General features: G+C 65.1%; 18 protein-coding genes, 1 tRNA gene and 1 pseudogene. 14 read left to right on the forward strand and 6 right to left on the reverse strand.

Annotated elements, in window-relative coordinates; all coding sequences use genetic code 11:
• Nucleotides 1–267 precede the first annotated feature (267 nt).
• Nucleotides 268–1008 carry a hypothetical protein gene (locus J8F10_RS03715; RefSeq protein WP_210652529.1) on the forward strand — a complete coding sequence of 247 codons (741 nt, stop codon included), beginning with the start codon at nt 268–270 and terminating at the stop codon, nt 1006–1008.
• A gap of 215 nt (nt 1009–1223) precedes the next feature.
• Entirely contained in the window at nt 1224–3713 is a 2490-nt protein-coding gene (locus tag J8F10_RS03720) for a hypothetical protein (RefSeq protein WP_210652530.1), read from the forward strand.
• Between the two features lie 148 nt (nt 3714–3861).
• Here J8F10_RS03720 and J8F10_RS03725 read toward each other — a convergent pair whose 3' ends face one another.
• Together J8F10_RS03725 and J8F10_RS03730 are read right to left on the reverse strand one after the other, a co-directional pair.
• Nucleotides 3862–4386: a hypothetical protein gene (locus tag J8F10_RS03725; protein WP_210652531.1), complete on the reverse strand. Its 525-nt coding sequence runs from the start codon at nt 4384–4386 to the stop codon at nt 3862–3864.
• A gap of 27 nt (nt 4387–4413) precedes the next feature.
• Nucleotides 4414–5334, reverse strand: a complete 921-nt coding sequence (locus tag J8F10_RS03730; protein WP_210652532.1) for a DUF1559 domain-containing protein — start codon at nt 5332–5334, stop codon at nt 4414–4416.
• 269 nt (nt 5335–5603) lie between these two features.
• Between J8F10_RS03730 and J8F10_RS03735 the strand changes: the two genes are divergently transcribed.
• The 4 genes and pseudogenes from J8F10_RS03735 to J8F10_RS03745 all read left to right on the forward strand — a co-directional run bounded on the left by J8F10_RS03735 (nt 5604) and on the right by J8F10_RS03745 (nt 7884).
• On the forward strand, nt 5604–5984 hold the full coding sequence (locus tag J8F10_RS03735) for a hypothetical protein (RefSeq protein ID WP_210651472.1): 381 nt from the start codon (nt 5604–5606) through the stop codon (nt 5982–5984).
• Nucleotides 5985–6072: 88 nt separating this feature from the next.
• A complete protein-coding gene (locus tag J8F10_RS03740) occupies nt 6073–7233 on the forward strand; it encodes a LysR family transcriptional regulator (protein WP_210661683.1) in 1161 nt (386 codons plus the stop codon).
• A 102-nt stretch (nt 7234–7335) separates the two neighbouring features.
• Nucleotides 7336–7440, forward strand: a pseudogene (locus J8F10_RS41085) (transposase-like zinc-binding domain-containing protein); the annotation flags it as partial.
• Nucleotides 7441–7593: 153 nt separating this feature from the next.
• A complete protein-coding gene (locus tag J8F10_RS03745; RefSeq protein ID WP_210652533.1) occupies nt 7594–7884 on the forward strand; it encodes a transposase family protein in 291 nt (96 codons plus the stop codon).
• A 190-nt stretch (nt 7885–8074) separates the two neighbouring features.
• On the opposite strand, the gene J8F10_RS40225 is transcribed toward J8F10_RS03745, so the two are convergent.
• A complete protein-coding gene (locus J8F10_RS40225) occupies nt 8075–9280 on the reverse strand; it encodes a fused response regulator/phosphatase (RefSeq protein WP_315854063.1) in 1206 nt (401 codons plus the stop codon).
• Nucleotides 9281–9574: 294 nt separating this feature from the next.
• Between J8F10_RS40225 and J8F10_RS03755 the strand changes: the two genes are divergently transcribed.
• From J8F10_RS03755 to J8F10_RS03780, 6 genes are all read left to right on the forward strand, one after another.
• Nucleotides 9575–10285, forward strand: coding sequence for an Hpt domain-containing protein (locus tag J8F10_RS03755; RefSeq protein WP_210652534.1), 711 nt, complete (start codon nt 9575–9577; stop codon nt 10283–10285).
• A 2-nt stretch (nt 10286–10287) separates the two neighbouring features.
• A complete protein-coding gene (locus tag J8F10_RS03760; protein ID WP_210652535.1) occupies nt 10288–13182 on the forward strand; it encodes a hybrid sensor histidine kinase/response regulator in 2895 nt (964 codons plus the stop codon).
• Nucleotides 13175–13651: a chemotaxis protein CheW gene (locus tag J8F10_RS03765; protein ID WP_210652536.1), complete on the forward strand. Its 477-nt coding sequence runs from the start codon at nt 13175–13177 to the stop codon at nt 13649–13651. The genes J8F10_RS03760 and J8F10_RS03765 overlap by 8 nt, the downstream gene beginning before the upstream one ends.
• A 91-nt stretch (nt 13652–13742) precedes the next feature.
• On the forward strand, nt 13743–16001 hold the full coding sequence (locus J8F10_RS03770; RefSeq protein WP_210652537.1) for a HAMP domain-containing methyl-accepting chemotaxis protein: 2259 nt from the start codon (nt 13743–13745) through the stop codon (nt 15999–16001).
• A gap of 1 nt (nt 16002) precedes the next feature.
• Entirely contained in the window at nt 16003–17073 is a 1071-nt protein-coding gene (cheB, locus tag J8F10_RS03775; protein ID WP_210652538.1) for a chemotaxis-specific protein-glutamate methyltransferase CheB, read from the forward strand.
• 1 nt (nt 17074) lies between these two features.
• Nucleotides 17075–17938 (forward strand): CheR family methyltransferase, encoded by an 864-nt coding sequence (locus J8F10_RS03780; RefSeq protein WP_210652539.1) that lies wholly within the window; start codon nt 17075–17077, stop codon nt 17936–17938.
• 179 nt (nt 17939–18117) lie between these two features.
• Here J8F10_RS03780 and J8F10_RS03785 read toward each other — a convergent pair whose 3' ends face one another.
• Nucleotides 18118–18270: a hypothetical protein gene (locus J8F10_RS03785; RefSeq protein WP_210652540.1), complete on the reverse strand. Its 153-nt coding sequence runs from the start codon at nt 18268–18270 to the stop codon at nt 18118–18120.
• Nucleotides 18271–18523: 253 nt separating this feature from the next.
• Here J8F10_RS03785 and J8F10_RS03790 point away from each other — a divergent pair, with 253 nt between their 5' ends.
• Nucleotides 18524–18709, forward strand: a complete 186-nt coding sequence (locus tag J8F10_RS03790; protein ID WP_210652541.1) for a hypothetical protein — start codon at nt 18524–18526, stop codon at nt 18707–18709.
• Between the two features lie 245 nt (nt 18710–18954).
• Here the strand turns inward: J8F10_RS03790 and J8F10_RS03795 are convergent, their stop codons facing one another.
• Both J8F10_RS03795 and J8F10_RS03800 read right to left on the reverse strand, forming a co-directional pair.
• Entirely contained in the window at nt 18955–19503 is a 549-nt protein-coding gene (locus tag J8F10_RS03795) for a hypothetical protein (RefSeq protein WP_210652542.1), read from the reverse strand.
• 169 nt (nt 19504–19672) lie between these two features.
• Nucleotides 19673–19764: transfer RNA gene (locus J8F10_RS03800), tRNA-OTHER, on the reverse strand.
• Nucleotides 19765–19982: 218 nt separating this feature from the next.
• Between J8F10_RS03800 and J8F10_RS03805 the strand changes: the two genes are divergently transcribed.
• Nucleotides 19983–20897, forward strand: coding sequence for a hypothetical protein (locus J8F10_RS03805; RefSeq protein ID WP_210652543.1), 915 nt, complete (start codon nt 19983–19985; stop codon nt 20895–20897).
• The last annotated feature ends 8 nt before the right edge of the window (nt 20898–20905 follow it).

The raw sequence follows: 20905 nt of genomic DNA on the forward strand, positions 1-20905 counted from the left end.
TTCGTCCAATTGTTCTATGTGGAACGTCTTACCGTAGGGCTGCCGCACTACGAAGGCCTCGCACCAGAACGGCCCCGACGAGTAGCCACGCCAGACGCGGAACCGAGCGCGGATCGAGGGCCGACGCCGGGCGGGAAAACCAGTGGCACGGCGAGGGGAGCAGGTGCGATGATAGCATGACCGACTCCGTTCAGGACGGAGTCGGTCATGCTATCCGCCTTCAACCCGGGCACAGAGGCGGGGCGATCCGGGCGAGTAGGGAAGCCAATGGAATTGGTTGGCGACAACAGCGGCAGACGTGTGGTGACACGGGACGAGATCCTGTCCCTCCGGCCACCGTCGGATGAGCAACTTGCCCAGTTCGTGGCCCACGTTAGCTGGGCACACAGTTGGTACAAGCACCTGCCCCTGCTGAGCGGCGGGGAGTTCGTCTTCTTCTTGGCGGCGGACGCCGGCGCCGGGTACACGCCCGAGCACCCCCGCCTGCACTACGGCTGGAAGACGACGGAAGAGTACCGGCAGCAGTACGGCTTCCTCGACTACATGTACCGGGGTCAACCCGGTGAGCCGCTCGGCCGCGACGCGGGACCGCGGCTTGATCTCCCGGCGGACCTCGTCGCCGCAACGCGGGTGACCCTGTACCCCTTCCTGTCCAGCGATTTCAACGCCCCTGGTGCGTGCCTGTGGAACCTGCACGCCGACGCCATCGCATTGCTCAGAGGGGGACGAGGGCACCCCTCCAGGGAGGGCGTTCTTGACTGGGTCGCGACACAAGAGCGACTGGATACAGCCGACGTCGAGCTCTCCGGCCTCGATCGCGAACTGGTGCTGAGGGAATGGGATTCCACGCCCGGGAGCGGCTCCCAGCCCTCAAATGTTGCGAACTACCTCGGACTGAAGCGCGCCGCGGAAGCAGCGTATTTCCGATTACAACACGGAGAGGAGGCGCGGGTTCGCGAATCGCTGGTGCGGCTCACTGCCCTTATCGAGGGCTGGCGAGCGAGGTGACAATTCTGGACTGGCATAGTTGGCTACGAAAGACGACGCCATCAGTTGTCGCAGACACATAAAGATGCGGAAAGTACAGATTAAATATAAACCGAACGCACGCCTCTGTTCTGAAGCTGGCCACGGCCATGCCGGTGCGTTTGAGAGCGGGTGGCGGCGCGCCGCGACGCTCGATACACTCGCGGGACACGTTCGGGGTTCGTGCGGGGGGCGAGATGGGAGAGCCAGACGCAACCGCTGCGGCGGGCGATTCGACCCGCGCCGCGGCGGTCGGGGGCTTGGCCCTCGTCGCGGCGCAGCTCGTGCTCGTCCTGCTCGTCGTCCGTGACTACGAGGTCGGGTACCGGCTCCACCTCTTCCCGGTCCTGTGCGTCGCGGCCGGCGGGTGGCTCGTTCACGCGGCCCTGCCGCCCCGGTTCCGCCTCGCGTTCTTCTGCCTCCTGTCGCTGGTGACGATCTGTTTCGTACTCGGGTGGGCCGACGGCGCGATCGTCATCGGTATCGGCAGCGGACTGATCGCGCTCTGCCACCTGCCGGCCCCGTTCGCGCTGCGGGCGTCCGCGGTCGCGTTCGTCGGGGGCGCGCTCGCGCTGTTCCGGCTCGACGTGAGCCAGACGTTCTGGCCGGTTCTCGGGTCGATGTTCATGTTCCGGCTGATCGTCTACCTCCACGAACTGAGGCGCGAGGCCCGACGGCCGCCGCTCGCGATCACCGCGGCGTACTTCTTCCCGTTCCAGAACGTGTGCTTCCTGTTCTTTCCGATCGTCGATTTCCGCACCCTCCGCGACACTTATCGCCCGGACGCGGACTGGCGGTTCGCCCAAGGCGGGCTCGTGTACGTCGTCCGCGGGTTGTCACACCTACTCGCGTACCGCGTCGTCAAATACTACGTACTGCCTTCGCCGCACCAACTCGGCGACGCGCCGACCGCGGCGCTGTTCCTCGCTGCCAACTACGCGCTATACCTGCACGTTTCCGGGTACTTCCACATCATTACGGGGCTGTTCCGCCTGTTCGGGTTCGGGTTGCCGCGGACCCACCACAATTACTTCCTGGCGTCGAGCTTTACCGACATCTGGCGGCGGATCAACATCCCCTGGAAGGAGTTCGTCGCGAAGCTGTTCTTCTTCCCCGCGTTCTTCGCGGCCCGGCGCCTGGGCACGCGGACCGCGGTCGTCGTGGCGGCACTGTGGGCGTTCGCGGTGACGTGGGCGCTGCACGCCTATCAGGTGTTCTGGCTCACTGGTCGGCTCCCGGTGCGCGGGGCCGACGCGGTTTTGTGGCTGGTCGTCGGGGCGCTGGTCGCGTGGAACATCCGGCGCGATCTAGCCCGCGCCCGCGAGCCCCGGCCCGCACCGGACACGTCGGCCCGCGCCGCAGCGCTCCACGCGGCCCGCGTCGTCGGGATGTTCGCTTTGGTGAGCTTCTTCTGGGCGTGTTGGAGCACCCCCAGTTTCCTCTTCCTATTGCGAACGCAGGTCACGAACGCCGAGTGGCTCGCGACGGCGTGGCCCGTCGCGGTCGTGGCGGCCGGGCTGATCGCCGTCGGCGCGGTCGCCAAGTGGATCGCCGCCCGCCCGCGCCTCGCGAACTTCGAGGCCCCTCCGGTGCGGGTGGCGGTCGCGCAGTTCGTGATCCTCGCAGCGGTCGTCGCGGTAGGTAGGCCCGAAGTCGCGGAAGAACTAGGCGCGACGACCGCGCGCAAGATCGGCGAACTCCAGCGCGAATCGGTGACGCCGGTCGAAGCGGCCCGCGCGGTTCAGGGTTATTACGAGGAAATTGCCGACACGCCGGTGCGGGCCGGGGCGTGGCTGGAGGAGATCGAGGGTCGGGCGCCGCCCCGACAGACCCAGTACACCGACATGACCCGACCCGCCGACGACCTGCTCGAACAGGAACTCATCCCCGGCTGGCGCGGCGAACTGGCCGGTCGCCCGATCTCCGTCAATCAATTCGGGATGCGGGACCGGCCCGACCGCGTTCGAGAAAAGGCGCCGGGCGTGCGCCGGATCGTGGTCGTCGGGTCGAGCGTGGTGATGGGCTACGGGGTGGCCGACGACGAGACGTTTCCGCACCTGTCAGAGGCCGGCCTGAACGCGCGGCGGGCGCCCGGCGCTCCGCGGTACGAGGTGCTCAACTTCGGGACGGGAAAGAGCTTCGCCATCCACCGCCGCGTGCTCCTGGACCGCAAGGTGATCGGGTTCGACCCGGACGTCGTTTACATCGTCGCCCACCAGGACGAGTTCCTCGGCCCGGTCCCCCACCTGACGAAACTCGTTGCCAACGGCACCGAGCTGCCGTACCCGGGTTTGCGGGAGGTGGTGCGGAAAGCTGGTGTCACAGCAGAGACCCCGCCGGGCGAGGCCCAAGCCAAATTTCAGCCACTCGCACCGGAGATCGTGCTCGCCGTCTATCGGGATCTGGCCGACGAGTGCCGGCGGCGGGGGATCTTCGCGGCGTGGGTCTACGTCCCGATGCCGGGCGTCGCGGAACCGGCCGGCTTGAAAGCGGAACTGGTGCGGACGGCCGAGCGCGCCGGGCTGGTCGTCGTCGATCTGTCGGACTGGGCGGACGGCCGAAAGCCGGCCGAAGTGAAATTGAGCGAAGCGGATCGCCATCCCAACGCGCTGGGGCAACGGCTCATCGCCGACCGGTTGCTCGACGCCGTCCGTCGCCGACCGGAACTTCTGGGAGGCGCTCCGTAGTGTGGGGTGATGATCGTGTGCGCTACGCACCTCAACTATCGAATACCACGATCCGGCGCGAGATCCTCGAACCGCTTCTCCGAAAACGAACCGCCCCCGCGCGATCGTGGTCGTGCGGGGGCGGTTGAGGTTGGGGGCGGTGAGCCGCTCACAACTTGACGTTCGTCACCTTCACCCTGGACTTGGGGTCCGCCTCGCGGGTCTTCTTAAACCGCTGAGCGGCTGCCGGAGTGACCTTCGTTCCCGTCAAGTTCAACTCCGCCAGGAAAATGCTTCCCTCCAGATGGCCCAGCCCGGTGTCGGTCACCGCGGTCTGGCTCAGATCGAGCTTGACCAGGAGCGTGTGAAGCCCCAGCTCGTGCATCAACTTGAGTTGGTCGTCGGTCACCGTCGATCGACCCATGTCGAGTTCGGCGACGTTACCCAACTTTTTGACCTCTTGGATGAGGCCGTCGGTGATCGTCAACCCGCGCAAATCGACCACCCACGCCTTGCCGAGCGTGTACTGTTTCTCGTGGGTCTTCGCCCCGGACCCGGCGAGCGAGGTCGCCGCGCCTTGCTTCTGCTCCATCATGCGGTCGTAATCGTTCCCGCCGTCGTTCTTCGAGCAGCCGGCCAGCGCGACCGCAATTGCGCCCGCGAGGGCGAAAAGCTTCGTTCGTCCAACGTGCATGAGTGCGTCCTCCGGGTTGGTTCGGTGTCAAAAATCGGACACCGGCAGCCCGTCGGCCCGGTCGCCGAGCCGGTTGAACGTCCCGAACGCCGAGGACGTCTTGGGGGTGTTGGGGTCGGTCCAGGCGATGCCGGTACTGATGAACCGAACTGAACCGTCGCACAGGGCGAAGTTGGTCCCGCCCGTGTGCTGGCTGCTGTAAGCCAGGTCCGGGTACGTGACGCCGGTGTTGGTCACCCCGTCCGGCATCCGGTAGTAGGTGTACGCGCGGACGCACCCCTGCGCGCCGCCCGACCCGCCGACGGTCTCGCCGGACGCCTCGCTGAACCCGGCCCACAGAGCCGCGAACCCGTTGTCCTTGCTCTTCCGCTCGCCGACCGCCAGCGTGTTGCTCGTCCCGTCGCTGACGTCGCCGATCCGGATCTGCTTGTCGCCCTGAAACAGCCCGGTGTCCCCGTCGTTGCCGCCGCTACCGGGGTAGTTGGAGATGGCGACGGGCGTCTTCGTACCGGTCATCACCAAAAACTGGCGGTTGGTGTTCAGAGGGGCCACGGTGTCCGACGGGCACATGTACACGGAGAGCGGGGTCTGAAAGAGTGTGAGGTTGCTCTGGAACGCCGCTTGAAACGTGCGGGTGGTCGGGCTCAGTTGGTTGTAAAGGTTCTGTTGTTCCAGGTACGGGAGCACCCAAACGCTCCAGCCCCAGTACCCCGTTGAGGAGTTGCCCGTCGTCTTCCAACCGGCCGGGAAGCCGTTCGCCGCGTCGTGGTGGGCGTGGAGCGCCAGCCCGAGCTGTTTGAGGTTGTTAGAACATTTCATGCGCGCGGCCGCTTCGCGGACCTTCTGGACCGCGGGTAGTAGCAGGCCGATCAGGATCGCGATGATCGCAATGACGACTAACAGTTCGATCAGCGTAAACGCCGAACGACGATGTTTGGGAAAGGACATCGGCTCACACTCCGGGTTGTGTCCCCGCGTAGGGAGAGGAACGACCTGCCTCCAAATGATGGCCGTAAATTGGGCGTATGAACGCAACTTCCGGACCTGATCGCGGAGAACCGTTGATGCTACCAGCGCCGGAAACAGCCGTAAAGCTCTTGTGAGAAATGTCACGACAGAGAGGTCAGTTCACGGTTTGTTGGGGGCTAGCAGTGTTTCGAGGGCGGGATAGGAAATCCCCAACCCGTCGTCGACGCAACCTCAAGGCAGGACGAGCCATGCCGACGCCCCGCTTCACGCCCGAGGAACTCCGCCAACTCCACGACCTCGCCCGGCAGTGGGCCAAGATCGTCTCCAAGCGGGCCTTCGGCGACGACGGCCCCGGACTCGACGTGGACTTCCGAGCCATGGAGCAGATCGCCACCGCCGCGGCCCGGGGACTCACCGAGGGCACACTCGAACTGCTGCTCCAACAGCAGGCCGACAAGCTCTCCACCGAACAGCCGTGTCCGGCGTGCGGCACGCTCTGTCCCACGACGCCGCACACCCGACCGCTCACCGCGGACGGAGCCGAGGTCGAGCAGACGGAACGCAAGGCCCACTGTCCCGACTGCCGCCGGGACTTTTTCCCCCCTGCGGACGGCTCTGGGCCTGGATGAGCACGGGTACAGTTCCTCCGTCCTCGAGCGTATCGTCACCGCCGCCGCCCGGTTCGCGTCGTTCCGCGATGCCACCTTCGCCGTGCAGATGTCGCGGGTCGGCATCAGCGAGAGCCAGGTCCGCCGGCTGGCCCACAAGGTCGGGGCGGAACTGGTCGCCGAACGGGACCGGAAGGCGGTCGAGCACCGCCGCCGGCAACTGGCCTCGCGGACGGGGGTGGTTCCCGAGGTCGTCGTGGTGGAGGTCGATGGGGGGCGCATCCGTACCCGCGCGGCGGGGGCGGCCCCTGGTGTCCACGAAGCCCAGAACAAGGAGGACAAGATCGCCGGTCTGGCCACGTTGAAGGGTCCGACGTTCGCCGCCGACCCGTGCCCCGAACCGCCGGAGTCGTTCCTCTGCCCCCGCCGGGTGCAACGTCTGGTGAGCCAGATGAAGGGGCACTCGGGTCGGGACGATACCCAAGAAACCCCGGACGAATCGACCACGGCCGGAGTCGAGCCGATCGCGACCGGGTCGGCCGGGCGGTGGTCACCGGAGAAGTTGGTGCGGACGTGTGTGGCGAGCCTGGGATCGAGTTGTTCGTTCGGCCCGTTGGTGGCGGCGGAGGCCCAAGAGCGGCACTTCTACGAGGCGAGGCGCCGGGCGTTCGTGGCCGACGGGGCGGCGTACAACTGGTCGATCCACGAGGGGTACTTCCGGGACTTCGAGCCGGTCGTGGACCTGTTGCACGTGCTGTGCTACGTGTACTCGTCGGCGCGTGCGGTGGGCGGGGACGAGTCGGGCGGGTGGCGACAGTACGAGGCGTGGATGCGTTCGTGTTGGAAGGGCCGGGTCGCCGAGGTGCTGGTGGAGTTGGACGGGTGGCACGAACGCCTGGGAGAGTCGCCGGCGGGTGAGGCAAGGACGGCGGAGGACCGCCGTGACCCACGTCGGTTGGTGGCCGAGGCGAGGTGCTACCTGAGGAACAACGAGAAGCGGATGGACTACCCGAGATACCGGCGTGAGGGGTTGCCGACGACGAGCAGCCTGGTGGAGTCGCTGGTGGGTGAGTTCAGCGCTCGTGTGAAAGGGAAGCAGAAGCACTGGAACCGCCCGGACGGGGCCGAATCCATCCTGCAACTCCGGGCGGCCGTTCTGAGCGAGGACGATCGCTTGAGTCGGTACTTCACTGACCGATCCGGAAGCCCGTTCCGGAAACGGCAGCCAGTGGAGAAAGACGACACCCCAAACACGCAAACCGCGGCGTGACCTCCACGACAGAAATCATCACTTTTCATTTGTCGGAGCCCTGCGGTGCGGGCGCGATTTTCGGTAGTGGCCCACCGGTTGGGATTGCTCTAAAGCGTTGGGATGCCGGACGCAACACCCCCTCAACCCCCGATTCCGCCGTGCCCCCGCTGCGGTGCGACCCACGTGGTCCGCAACGGGCTCACCCACTCGGGCACGCCCGGGTTCCGGTGCCGGGGTGCGACCGGCAATTCGTCGCCGCCCGAAGGCCGGACCGGTCCCGGAGGCCACCAAAGATCTGGTCCGTCGGCTGCTGGCCGAGCGCCTCGGGGTTCGGGCCATCGCTCGCGCACGGCCAACGCGCGCGGCCGGGGACGTTGCGTGGACTTGCGCGCGGTGCCGCGCCGTTCTACCACTTGGGCAGTGGTTCTCACGCCGCCCGCACGCGTGGGTCCGTTCTCCGTCGGAAGCCTGGTGCGCCCTATTGCAACCAAGCGGATCACCGTTGAATCGATCGGTTCCTATTTCGAGTCCCTGACCGACCCTCGGCATGCTCAGCACCGCAATCACTTGTTCATCGACATCATGGTGATCGCGGTGTGTGGCCTGGTGTGCGGTTATGACGGACCGACGACCATTCGCCGGTGGACCTCGCGCGTGCTGATCTCGTGAGTCAGCACACGCCGGCGAATCTCAGCCCAGAGTTCCATGTTGACGAGCACCTCGGAGCGTCGGGGCCAGGATGACTGGACCTTCCATCATCCTGGCCCCGACGCTCCCGTTGCGCGCCACACTTTTACTCCGCCGTCGACACCCGTACAAACACGACCACAGTTCCGTTCGTTTCACGTCACCGGCGTATTCAAAAGTGGATCTCGACCATCGAAAAGTCGTCGCCCAGCGTTTCGGAACCGTGCAGTGCCCGAACGTGTGCCAAGAGTTGATCGATGATCGACCCGCCCGCCGGCGAGAGCCCCGATACGTGCTCGACGAACTCTTCAAACGTCCACATGCCGCCTTGCGGTAGTTCGATCTCGAACACGCCGTCACTGTAGATCAGCAACCGGGCGTAGGCATCCAGTTTGACGACCTCGGACTCGTACTCGAATTCCGGCACCATGCCGATGGCGAACCCGTGGGATGCGAGTTCCTGGCGCCGCGCTTGGTCCTCCGATGGCCCCGTAAACAGCAGCGTCGCCGGGTGCCCCGCGTTGCCGAAAACCAGTTCGCGCGAAGCCCGACGATACACGCCGTACCAGAGGGTGAAATACTTCTCGTTGTGCTTCTCCATCTGGAAGATCTGATTCAGCCCCTTCAGCACGGCGACGGGGTCACGGAAGTCCGTGTTCGGCAGGGACTGCCCCGCCAGGACGTTCATCGCGGACACCGCCATCAAGGACGAACCGACGCCGTGACCGCTGACGTCCAACAAATAGATGGCCAGGTGGTCGGGATCGAGCCAGTGGTGACCGAACATGTCGCCGCCGAGGTGCATCGACGGCACGAAGCGCCAATCGGTCCGGACGGGCGCCTTGAGTTTCGCCGGCAGGAGCGATTGCACGTACTCCGCGGCCCGCCGGATCTCTTGCGCCAACAAGCGCTGGCTCTCCTGCAAGAGGCGGGCCGCCTCGTTGCGTTCCAGCAGCGTCAGGTAGGCGCGCGAGTGGTAACGGATGCGGGCGATCAGCTCAACTTTGTCCGGTAATTTGACAAGATAATCATTGGCGCCCAGTGCGAAGGCCTGCGCCTTGACGGCGGCTTCTTCTTTGCTCGAAAGCACGATCATCGGCGTTTCGCGCGTCAACGGGTTGACCCGAAAGAACTTGACCAACATGAGTCCGTCAACATCCGGCATCACCAGATCTTGGAGGATCACGGTCGGCCGCACCGCGCGCGCCATCTCCAGCGCCTTGAGGGGGTCCTGACAAAAGTGCAGCTCGATGTCGGTTTCCGTGGCCAGCATTCGTCGAACGGATTCGCCGATAATAGTCTGATCGTCAACCAGTAGTACCCTTATGGCGCGATCGATTGTTGCTTCTTTTATTTGCGATTTCATCGTCAATTCCATTTAGCCACCGCCTACCACTTATTAGAAGTAGTCCGAAGATTGAACTGTGGAGGCATATGCCGCACGCGACGAATTTCGCGATCGCCCGGCGGCGCGAATTCGAGCTGAGACTGCCACAACTACGCTTCGGCTGCATTGTTGTTGGATTGTAGCGGTTCTAGTGCCTCAAGAGTGACGACCTGGTAAAATGGATAATCTGGGAGGCTTTCTCTTGCGCATTCCATGTTACCTTTGGGACAATGTAACACTTCAAGGAATATCCACGGGCGCTGATTCTCTCGGGAGACGATCGCAATGGGCGGCGAGGACACGGGCGATCTCGCGATGCTCGAGTTGTTCCGGGCAGAGTTGGACAGCCATTTGCCCGTTCTCAGCGAGGGGTTGCTGGCCCTTGAAAAGAACAGTGACCAGCCCAAGTGGTTCGAGGCGCTGATGCGCGCGGCCCATTCCATCAAGGGCGCCGCCCGTATCGTCGGCGTCGAAGGGGCGGTGCGGGTCGCACACGTTCTGGAAGATTGCTTCGTCGCCGCTCAGCAACGGGACATTCGCCTCGGCCCCGGCGCGGTCGACGTGTTGCTCCGCGGGGTCGATGTGCTCGGGAGCTTTTCACGGACCAGTGCGCCGCCGCTTACGGACGCGGGGCTCGGCGAAGTCGTCGCTGCGATTGCGGCCCTGCGCCAGCAAAAGGAGCCTGAACTTGCGCCGTCAACGGGTTCCGCTTTGTTGCGGTTGCCGGACCTGGTCGCGACCGGCTGCGAGCACCTGCGCCAGCAGCTCGTTGAGCACCGACAGCGCGGGGCCACGTCTTACTGCCTCGACTTCGACCACGTTCGCGAGATCGAACCGGCCGCTCTGACGGTGCTCGCGCTCTTTGCTTGCGTGCCGTGCCGCGACGGGTCTGCGCCGCGCATTGAGGTGACACGTGTGCGACCCGAGGTGAGCCGCGTGCTGCACCTCACCGGTCTCGACACATCTTGGACGGTGCTCCCGGGGCAGGAGCGATGAGCATGATTTCGACAAATCAGGAACTTCTGAACGAATTCGTCGGCGAGTCACGTGAGCACCTCACCACCGTTGCTGAGGAACTGCTAGCGCTCGAAAAGGCGAGCGGGGCGGACCGGCAGCAGCGGCTCGACCGGTTGTTTCGCGCCGTGCATTCCGTCAAAGGATCTGCCAGTTTGGTCGGCTGCCACCAGATTGCGGACCTGGCTCACTCGCTGGAAACGATTTTCGACCGCGTCCGCCAGGGCACACTCGCGCAGACCGCGCATCTGACGGACGGTTTGCTGACCGGCGCGGATCTGATCCGCGCGCTACTCGACGACGCGGCCAACAGCAACGACGTAGACATTGGCGATGCGATTGCGCGGCTGGAGGGCTTGCTCGCCGAATCACCCGCACCGCACTCGGAAGTTGCGCCCACGCACGCGCTTCGGATCGATCTGGACGCTTACGTCCGCCGAACGGGTCGCTCGCTCACTCGTTTTTTTGCCGATCTGGAAGCAAACGGTCAGGTGCGAGAGCCGTGCCTGCTTCTTCCCGAACACGACATCGGCAAGGGATTGCCGGGCGGCCCCGTTCGCTACGAGTGCCAGTACACCTCGACGGTTCCGCTCGAACTTCTAGCCGAGCAACTCCGGTTGCAATTGACAGAGTTCAATGCCGCAGCACCAGAACCCACGGAGCCAAAACCAGCAGAGCCCGAACCCGCGGAACCCGAACCGCCTGCCGCAGAAGACGCAGAGCCACAGGTTATTGCCCGCACGGAGCCGGCCAGTAGGCCCGAAACCGAGCGGCCGAGCAGCGTGCGCATCAGCGTGCAAATCCTGGATCGCCTGATGAATCTGGCCGGCGAGCTGGTCCTGGTTCGCAACCAGGCCATGCAAGCGGCCGACCCGACCGACTCGCAAATGCGGCAAATCGTCCAGCGCCTCAACGGCGTGACGACCGACGTCCAACAGGTCGTCATGCTCACGCGGATGCAACCGGTCGGCAACCTCTTCTCCAAGTTCTCCCGGCTCGTTCGGGACGTGTCCCGCAAACTGGGCAAGCAGATCGAGTTGACCACGCGCGGCACGGAAGTTGAACTGGACAAAGCTATTCTGGAAGAACTCGCCGACCCGCTGACGCACCTGGTCCGCAACTGCTGTGACCACGGCATCGAGAAACCGGCCGAGCGCATCGCCGCCGGGAAGGTCCCCCAAGGGCACGTCCTGCTCCACGCCCACCACGAGGGCGGGCAGATCCGCATCGAGGTCCGCGACGACGGCCGCGGCATCGATCCGCAGCGCGTGCGCCACAAGGCCCTCGAGCGCGGGCTGAAATCCGCGGCCGAGTTGGGCGCCCTTAGCGACACGGAGTTACAAGCACTCGTCCTCTTGCCCGGCTTCTCCACCGCGGACAACGTCACCGAATTGTCCGGGCGCGGCGTCGGCATGGACGTCGTGCGCACCAACATCGAACACCTCGGCGGCAACCTGCAGATCGAATCGGCGCCCGGCACGGGCACTTGCATGCACTTGCGCCTGCCGTTGACCCTGGCCATCATCCCGTGCCTGACCGTGGTGGTCGGCGACCAGCGCTACGCCATCGCGCAGAAGGATCTGGAAGAACTCGTTTGTCTGAGCGGCCGGGTCGGAACCGGAAAGGTCGAACGCACGCACGACCAGGAGGTTTATCGCCTCCGCGGTCGGCTCTTGCCGCTCGTTCGTCTCGGCGAGGTGCTGGCGCGGCCCGAGCCGTTCACGGCCGCGACCCGGGCGGAGATCATGAACCGGCACCGGGACCAGACACCGGGGCTGACGTACATCGCCGTCGTCAAGGTGGGGAGCGCGCGCTTCGGGCTGGTGGTCGACCGCTTGCTCAACACCGAAGAGATCGTCGTCAAGTCGATCCACCCGCTCCTCAAACCGCTGCGCTGTTATTCGGGTTCGACGATTATGGGCGACGGGCGCGTGGTGCTGATTCTCGATATCGAGGGCGTCGCCCGACACGCCGGGGTGTCCTTCGAGGACGCGCGCCAGGCGCCGCCGGTGCGGGGCGCCGGCGGGACGGAGTCGCAGACGGTTCTGCTCTTCCAGTACGGTCCGCGCGAACAGTTCGCTATCCCCGTCGTCATGATCCGGCGCATCGAAGAGATTCGAGTTTCGCGGATCGAGCGCGTCGGCGACCGCGAATTTTGGAACCTCCACGGGCAGGCGGTCCGCGTGCTCCGGCTCGATAATTATCTGAAGGTCTCGCCGCCGGTCGAGTCGGACACGATGTACCTGCTCCTGCCGAAGAACTTGCGCCAGCCGATGGGAATCCTGTTGAGCCGGATCCTCGACACCCAGTCGCTGGCGATCCAGATCGACACCGAGAGCCACCACCAGGACGGGCTCATGGGCACGGCGATCATCCACGACCGTATGACCCTCTTCCCGCACCTGTACCGACTGGGCGAGCGCATGGAAGCGGAGGATCGCGCCGCCAGCGAGACGCAGAACCGGAAGGCGCCCGCGCGGCGCAAGCGCATACTCCTCGTCGAGGACACGCAGTTCTTTCGCCAGGTCGTCAAGAGCACTCTGGAGGACGAGGGGTACGAAGTGCTCACCGCGGTCAACGGCGCGCTGGGCCTCCGCGAGATCAGTCGGAACCAGTACGACCTCGTGGTTTCGGACATCAACATGCCCGAGATGGACGGCTGGGACATGGCGCGGGCGGTTCGCGAGCAGCTCGGCAACCACGAGCTTCCCATGCTGGCGCTGACCACACTCAGCAGCGACCGCGACCGGAACCGCGCCCTGGAAAGTGGCTTCAACGCCCACGAGGTGAAACTGGCGCGTGAGAGCTTTTTAGCGACCGTGGCCCGTTTGCTCGCGCCGGGTGGGGCCACAGCGGGCGAGGAAGGTAAGCATGGATAAGACCACGGAGAAGGCCGGTACCGGCCATTACTGCACGTTTCGTCTGGCCCGGCGGTTGTTCGGATTCAACATTCTCGCGGTCAAGGAAGTCAACACGCAGGCGACGTTCACCCCGATCCCACACGCGCCGCCCGAGGTCTGCGGCTACGTGAACCTGCGCGGCAACATCGTGCTGGCACTCGACCTGCGGCTCTTACTCGGCATGGAGCCGGCCGCGCGGACCCCCGAGAGCCGATTGATCATTTTCAAAGCCGCAGTGGGCGAATCGTTCGGCGTGCTCGTCGACGCCATTGGCGAGATCGTCACGCTGGACGCCGGCCAGACGGAGGACTGCCGCCCGGAACTGGAAGGGGCCACGGGCGCGCCGCGGGTCAGCGAATTGATCGGGGGCGTTGGCAAACTACAAGGCGAGTTGGTGATCCTCGTACAGGCCGAAAAGTTGCTGCGTGCGGTGGCAAAAAGTATGTGACGGGGAACGGGGACGGGGGCTCCGCATCCGGAGGTACCGACGTTCTCCCGACCGGTGAGACACACCCAATTTGGCTCCGGGATTTGCACCCATGAACAACCTGAAGTTCAGCTACAAGATGTCGATCATGATCGGGGTGTTGGCTCTGACGGCCATCGCCATTACTGTGGTCGCGGTCACGCAACTCGGCTCGCTCAACAACGAGGTGCGGCGCCTCGTCGACGTCTCGGCCAAGAGCGTGCAGACCGCGCACGAAATCCGGATCGATATGCTCGAGTCGATCCGCTACGAGCGGAACGCGGTCATCTCCTCCGAGGACGAGGAGTCCAAGAAATATGTCGACGCGGCGCGACAGGCGAATGACCGCGCCGATCGTAAACGCGACGCGCTCCTCAAGCTCCTCGGTAATCGGAGCGAAGAGCGCGCGGTGGTGAACGAATTCGGCCGCAGTTGGGAGGAGTTCAAAAAAATTCAGAAAGAGCCACTGCAACTGTCGATCCAACACACGAACATTAAGGCCGCGAACTTGGTGTCCGGCCGCCTCCAGGACCGGACCGCCGAGGCCGTCGCGAACCTTCAAACATTGCTCGACCCGATTGACCGCGAGTTGGCCGCCGCGGACGTGCCCAAGGACGCCAAGCGGTCCGGCACGCTGTGGAAGAAGGCCCGCGTGCTCCGCGACCTGCTCGATGAACTGCGCGAACTGAACGTCCAATCGAACTTGCACGTCGTGGCACCAAACGACAAGGAAAAAACGCGCATCGACGGGCTCCTCAAGGACATCAATGCGAAGATCCGGGCCGACTTGAGCGAATTGCGCGCCGGCGCCGACGACCGCGAGCGGCTCGAGTTGGCCCGCGTCGTCCGGACGGTAGCCGAGATCGAGGCCATCGGCCGAGACGCGCAGGCCCTGTCGCACGAAAACAGTTCGGGCCGGGCGAGCGAGATTCTGCTGGGGCCGTCGCGTCAGGCGAACCTTGCCGCCATTGCCGACCTCGACAAGTTGGTCGAAAACCTGACGCAGGCAATGGACGAGGACAAACAGGACGCGGAGCGCGCCTACCAATCGAACAAGTGGTGGATGGTTTGCGGCGCCACCGCCGGCATCTCGTTCAGCCTGGCGCTGGCCGTTTGGATCAGCCGGTCGATGACCCGGTCGCTCGGTCAGTGCGCCGATCTCTTCAACGGGGTTGCCAAAGGGGATCTTACCTGCCGAATGAATCTCGACCAAAAAGACGAGATCGGCCAACTCGCCCGAGCGATGGATAAGGTGAGCGAGACGCTTCACGGGGTCGTCGGTCAGATCCGCGGCGTGTCGCAGGCGATATCGGCGTCCTCCGATGACCTGTCGCGTGTTTCACACGGGCTGTTGACGCAGAGCGAGGAAATGAGCGTGCAAGCGGTCTCGGTGGCCAGCGGCACCGAGCAGATGGCGACCAACATCACCACGATGGCCGCCACCGCCGAAGAAATGAGCGTTAACATGTCGTCGATCTCGTCGGCGAGCGAAGAAATCAGCGTCAACGTCGGCACCATCGCCCAGGCCGCCGACGACACCGCCAAGAACGTCGAAGCCGTGAACTCGGCCATTGACGGTATCACCCGGGCGTTCCAAACCATCGCGGGCGACGCCCGAGAGGGTGCCCATGTTACAGACCGGGCGCGTCAAATGGCCGCCCGCGCGACGGAGACGATGAACGCCCTCGATGCGTCGGCCAGCGAGATCAACAAAGTAACCGAGGTGATCAAAATGATCGCCTTGCAAACGAACCTGTTGGCCCTGAACGCCACGATCGAGGCGACTTCGGCCGGGGAAGCGGGTAAGGGCTTCGCTGTGGTGGCCGGCGAAATCAAGGAACTGGCGGGTCAAAGTGCCCGCGCGGCGGAAGAGATCGCCCGGAAAATCGAAGGCATTCAGGGGAGCACGCGCGACGCGGTCAAGGTGATCGACGGGGTGGCCCAGACCATCGACACCATCAACTCTTCGGCCGGGCGCATTTCCGAGGCCGTGGCCAATCAGACTCAGGTCGCACAGAATATCTTCAATAACGTCGGGGAAGCCAGCCGCCGCGTGGCGAACATCGCGAAGTCGATCGCCGAAGTCTCGAAGGGAGCGACCGACATGTCGCGCAACACCGGCGAGGCCTCGAAGGGGGCGACCGACGTGTCGCGCAACAGTACCGAGGCGGCTCGGGCGGCCGAGCAGGTCGCGGCCAACATCCACGACGTCAGCCAGGCGACCAAGGAGAGCACGGCCAGTGCCTCCAAGGTCAACCAGTCCGCCAAGGATCTGCACAACATTGCCGCCGAGCTCATCAAGGCCGTCGGCCAGTTCCGGCTGGAGAAGTGAGATGAGCCTCCCGGTCCGGGTGCTGATTGTCGATGACTCGCGCATCTACCGCGCGGCCATCGAAGAAGCGCTGACCGGCCAGGACGGTATCGTCGTCTGCGGATCGGTCTGGAGCGGTCCCAAGGCGCTGGAGCACGTTCGCGCCCAACCGCCGGACCTGGTCACCCTCGACGTCGAGATGCCGGGCATGAACGGTCTGGACGCGCTGCAAGCGATCCAGGCGTTCAACGCCACCCGGCCGGGCCAACCGGAAGTCGGCGTCATCATGGTCAGCGCCTACACCAGTCGGGGCGCCGAGGCGACCCTTCAAGCGCTGCAAGCCGGGGCCTTCGATTTCATCGAAAAGCCCAAGGAAGCGAGCCACGCACAGAACGTGCAATCGCTCCGGCAGCAGTTGACGGGCAAGATTCGCGCTTTTCAGCAACGTCACCGCCGGAACGGGTCGCAACCGGTCGCAGTGCCCCCTCGACCCGCAGCGCCTCCGCGGCGCGCGGTGCGGGCCGTAGTTGTTGCGGTCTCGACGGGAGGGCCGCGAGCCTTATCACAGTTGGTCACCGAGTTGGACCCACAGCTCGACCAGCCGGTGTTCATCGTGCAGCACATCCCGCCGGAATTTACGAAACCGTTGGCCGAGAGCCTGGCCCGGCAGTCGGGCCGGCGCGTCGTTGAAGGCGTTCAAGGCGACTTGGTGCAGCCGCGCACGATCTACATTGCACCGGGCGGCCAACACATGCTGCTGCGGACGGTTCGCGAGGGCGTGCGCATCGTACTCAATCAGCAACCGCCGGAGAACGGGTTCCGCCCCTCCGCCAACGTGCTGTTCCGCTCGGCGCCTCTGGCTTACGGCGGGGATGTCGTCGCGGTCGTGCTCACGGGCATGGGCAACGACGGCAGTGAGGGAATTGAGCCAATCAAACGGGCGGGCGGTCTGGTCCTCGTTCAGGATGAGGCGTCCAGCGTCGTCTGGGGCATGCCGGGCAGCGCCGTGGCGACCGGACACGTGGACGAGGTGTTACCTCTAAATCAGATAGCGGCGCGCATCAATTCTCTTTGCAAAAAGCGGTCCCCCTGACATGTTGCCGCTGCCGCAGGTCACCTTTGATCGGCTCGCACAGCTCATTTACGGGTTGTGCGGCCTGGTGCTTACCAACGACAAAGCGTACCTGATTCATCATCGCCTGGAGCCCATCGTCACTCAGTCCGGTCTGCGAGACTACGACGAACTGTGCGATCGGCTCCGCTCTCCCACCTTGTCGCCCCTTCACGAACAGGTCATCGAAGCGATCACGACGCACGAAACCTCCTTCTTTCGCGACGGCCAATCATTTGAGGCGCTGCGGCAAGTTCTTTTGCCCGAACTGGTCGAGGCGGCGGGGCAGCGGAAACGGGCGCTGGGCGTCCGCCCGCACGGTCGGATCTGGTGCGCGGGCGCCTCGACCGGTGAGGAAGCTTACAGTGTGGCCATTTTACTCGATGAACTGGTACAGGGCCGACCTCGGCGCGACCTCGGCCTCGGTGATTTCGCCTTCCTTGCCACCGACATTTCCCCCGGCGTTTTGGACGTGGCCCGTGCCGGCGTCTACAGCGACCGTAACGTCGCGCGGGTCCGGTCCCCGTACCTGCGCCGCTACTTCAAGCAACAACTCAACGACTGGCAGGTCGTTGAGCCGCTGCGCCGCTTCATCGACTTCCGCCGCGCCAACCTCCTGGATGGTACGCCGAGCGCCGGCCTGTTCGATCTCGTCCTGTGCCGCAATGTGCTGATTTACTTCGATGAAGAGACCCGGCGCCGCATCTGCCGTCGGTTTCACGCGGTGGTACGCCCCGGTGGGGCGCTGGTGCTCGGGGCGGCGGAGAACCTCTACGGTGTTTCCGAGGGCTTCACTTCGGAACAGCACGGTTCCGCGTTCTTCTATCGCAAGGGCGTGTCGGACTGATCGCGTTTCGAGATCAGAACCAGTTGGGTGAACCTCTGTCCGATGTTCCCCCGGCGCCTCCGCGCCGAACCGCCCCAGCGGGTTCGTCGGGCGCGCCGATCCGGATGGGATTGCTCCTTTGGATTCCTTGCTTAACAGTTTCCGCAAAAGCGCGAGCGTTCGATGCAGTTGCTCATCGGTCACGTGCGCGAAGTCGTGAGCGCTTCGCCCGCACCGGGGCACGGCGGCGCAGCCATTCCTCGGACCAGCGTGCCCAACTCCTTCAGTTCGGACCGGCTCAATCGGCGGAAGTCGACAAGCCGCAGCGCGTGTGCAGCGGCTTGTCGACCCACCCGCATCTCGGGCACGGGCGAGCGCGTCGCACGCGCCCGAGTTTGACCACGCGATTCCGGTTCACGACCGCACCTCCGGCTCGTTCTCAAGTGATTCCGTCGCTCTACGATGACGAGCACGTGGCACCAACCGCACCGAGCCCCAGTGCGACCCGCGTCACTCGGTACGTGCCCTTCGGGCGCGAGCCGGAACCGGCGCGACCCGTGCCAGGGGTCGGTGTCCTCCAACTTCTGTACCCGCGCCGACCGCCGCATGACGTTCGCTCTCGCTCAGACCCGGCGCATCACGGCATCGAGTGCGTCCAGGATCTGCTCGCCGGTGGCCGGGAGCAAGTCGGTCCGGGTACGCGCCCGGGTGCTGCTCGTGTACGAGTCGGAGTGGGTAGTGGCCCCACTGACAGCACGTCCCTGGGCTAACGGGATGAGTGAAGTTACCTAGTTCGGACCCGACCCTACCGTGCTCGCGTTGCGCCGGTGAGCATGTGGTGCGTAACGGTGCGAACGAGTCGGGCCCCCCGACGTCCCGGTGCCGCGGGTGCGTCCGGCGAGTTGTGGCGGCCCCGAAGTAGGCCCCGCTGAGCCCCGAGGATCAGGCCCGAGTGAGCCGGTTGTTGGCCGATCGACTCGGGGTGCGGGACAGCGCTTGAGCCACCGGTCGAGCCCGATCCTGGGTCCAGCGGTTCGTCAACACCTTGTACCGAGAGGACACCCCGCACGGCCCCGGTCCGGACCCCAAAAAGTCGGTCCGGTCGTGGTGATCGAGGCCAACGAGATATGGAGTTTCGTGGGTTCCAAGGGCGACGTGCGGTGGGTCTGGGTGGCCCGGGACGCGGGCACCCGGCGGGTTCTCGCGGACTTCAGCGTCCCCGCGAACGCCCGCAGGACGGCTTCCTTCCGGTCCTTGTCTTTCTCCGACTTCCCCTTCGCCCGCATGACCGGGAGGAACTCGTCGAGGTGTTCGGCCGCGCCCCGTTTGAGGTGCTCCTTGCGGGGGTCGGTCATCTCCGCCTGCCCCCGCTCGAGGGCAGTGTTCATTTTCGCGAGTTTCGAGACCGACGCGGCCTTGTCGGTGAACAGCTTCACCTTGATCTGCTTCGAGCCGTCGCGGCGGTAGGCGTACCAGTTGGCCGATTCTTCCTTCACCTTCACGGAACCGGGCGTGCCGGGGGCGACCTGCTTTTTGCCCAGCAGGTGGCGGGTCCGGGTGATTTTGATGAGGGTGAACAGCGACATCGGGGCTCCTTTTCGGCGGGTGGAGACCCATTATTCGGTCTAGCAGACCCGGTCTCGGAGGGGCAGGGAGCGTCCCGGAGTGTCTCGCAGTGGCGGCCAAAAACGGACGTGTGGACACGAAAAAACCTGGTTTCCCAGGGGGTTTCGTCGCAGTTCTTCACTGCTTGAGCGGAGAGGGCGGGATTCGAACCCGCGGTGGGGTTTTACCCCCACGCCGCTTTAGCAAAGCGGTGTGCCGATTCTAAATTGACTGGCAATTCCAGCGTTTCTGCGGCATTCACTCATCTCGGAGCAGCACCGGGAGCAGCCGCCGACCCAGACCTCGCTCTCGTCGTTACGGCTTGGCCCGACATGCCGGACCCCATCCGCCGCGCCATTCTCGCTCTCGTCGCCACGACAACCGAATCACCGAAAGGACCGCGGTAACGTCCGCCGAGCGGGGCAGTGGTGCGGAACGTAGTACACGCCGGGAGTGAACAATGGGCTGGGAGGTGCGCCACGGCGGGCGTCGGTACCTGTACCGCAACCGCCGCGTCAACGGGAAGCCGGTCAAGGAGTACCTCGGTGCCGATGACCGGTTCGGAACGGGTGTACTACTCGCACACGCACTGGAGCGGCTCCAGAATCGCGCGGCCGACCTGCGCCGGCTGTCCCGGGAGGCCGGTGCCGCGTTCCGGGAACGAATCGACGCCCTGATCGCTGCGACCGAGGCCGCGAATGCCGACCTCCGCACACTGGCGGACGGAACGCTTTACGCGCTGGGGTACCACAAGCACAACCGGGGGGAATGGCGAATGACGCGCGAACTCATGCACCTGAGAAGTGCGATCGAGAAGTTGAAACACGACACCGCGGAGCCGAAGCCGCTCGTCCGGTACGAGGCGCCCGCCAGCGACACCGAAGCGGTCGAGTTGTTCGCGCGGGCTCGGGCCGGGGACACCGAGGCCAAGAAGTGCGTCGGCGCACACCTGCGCGAGCGCCAGTGGGTGGACTCGTTCGGGAACCTCGGGCGTCAGGCGACCCGGCAACTGATCCGCCGGGCCTCGGGCGGAGATCCCGTGTGGGAGGCCGGGATCACCGAGAAGGTCAGTGCCATGCGCGCCGAGTTGTTGGGCGCGACCCCGACCGTGTTGGAGGAACTGCTGGTGCGCCGCGTGGTCAACGGATGGATCGCGACGCACACGCTGGAGCTGGAACTCACGGTTCGCCCGCCGGCGAATGCGAAGGAGTGCGAGTACCTGGACCGCGCCCTGGGCCGCGCACAGAAGCGGTTCGCCGAGGCCGTGCGCGAGTTGGCCCGGGTCCGTCGGCTCCGTGCCCCGGCGATCCTCGCGCAACTGAACGTCGCCACGACCCAAACGGTGGTGAATCATGCGCCGGATGCGCGCGGGTGAGTGATCCG

The organism is Gemmata palustris (assembly GCF_017939745.1).
GTDB classification, from domain to species: domain Bacteria; phylum Planctomycetota; class Planctomycetia; order Gemmatales; family Gemmataceae; genus Gemmata; species Gemmata palustris.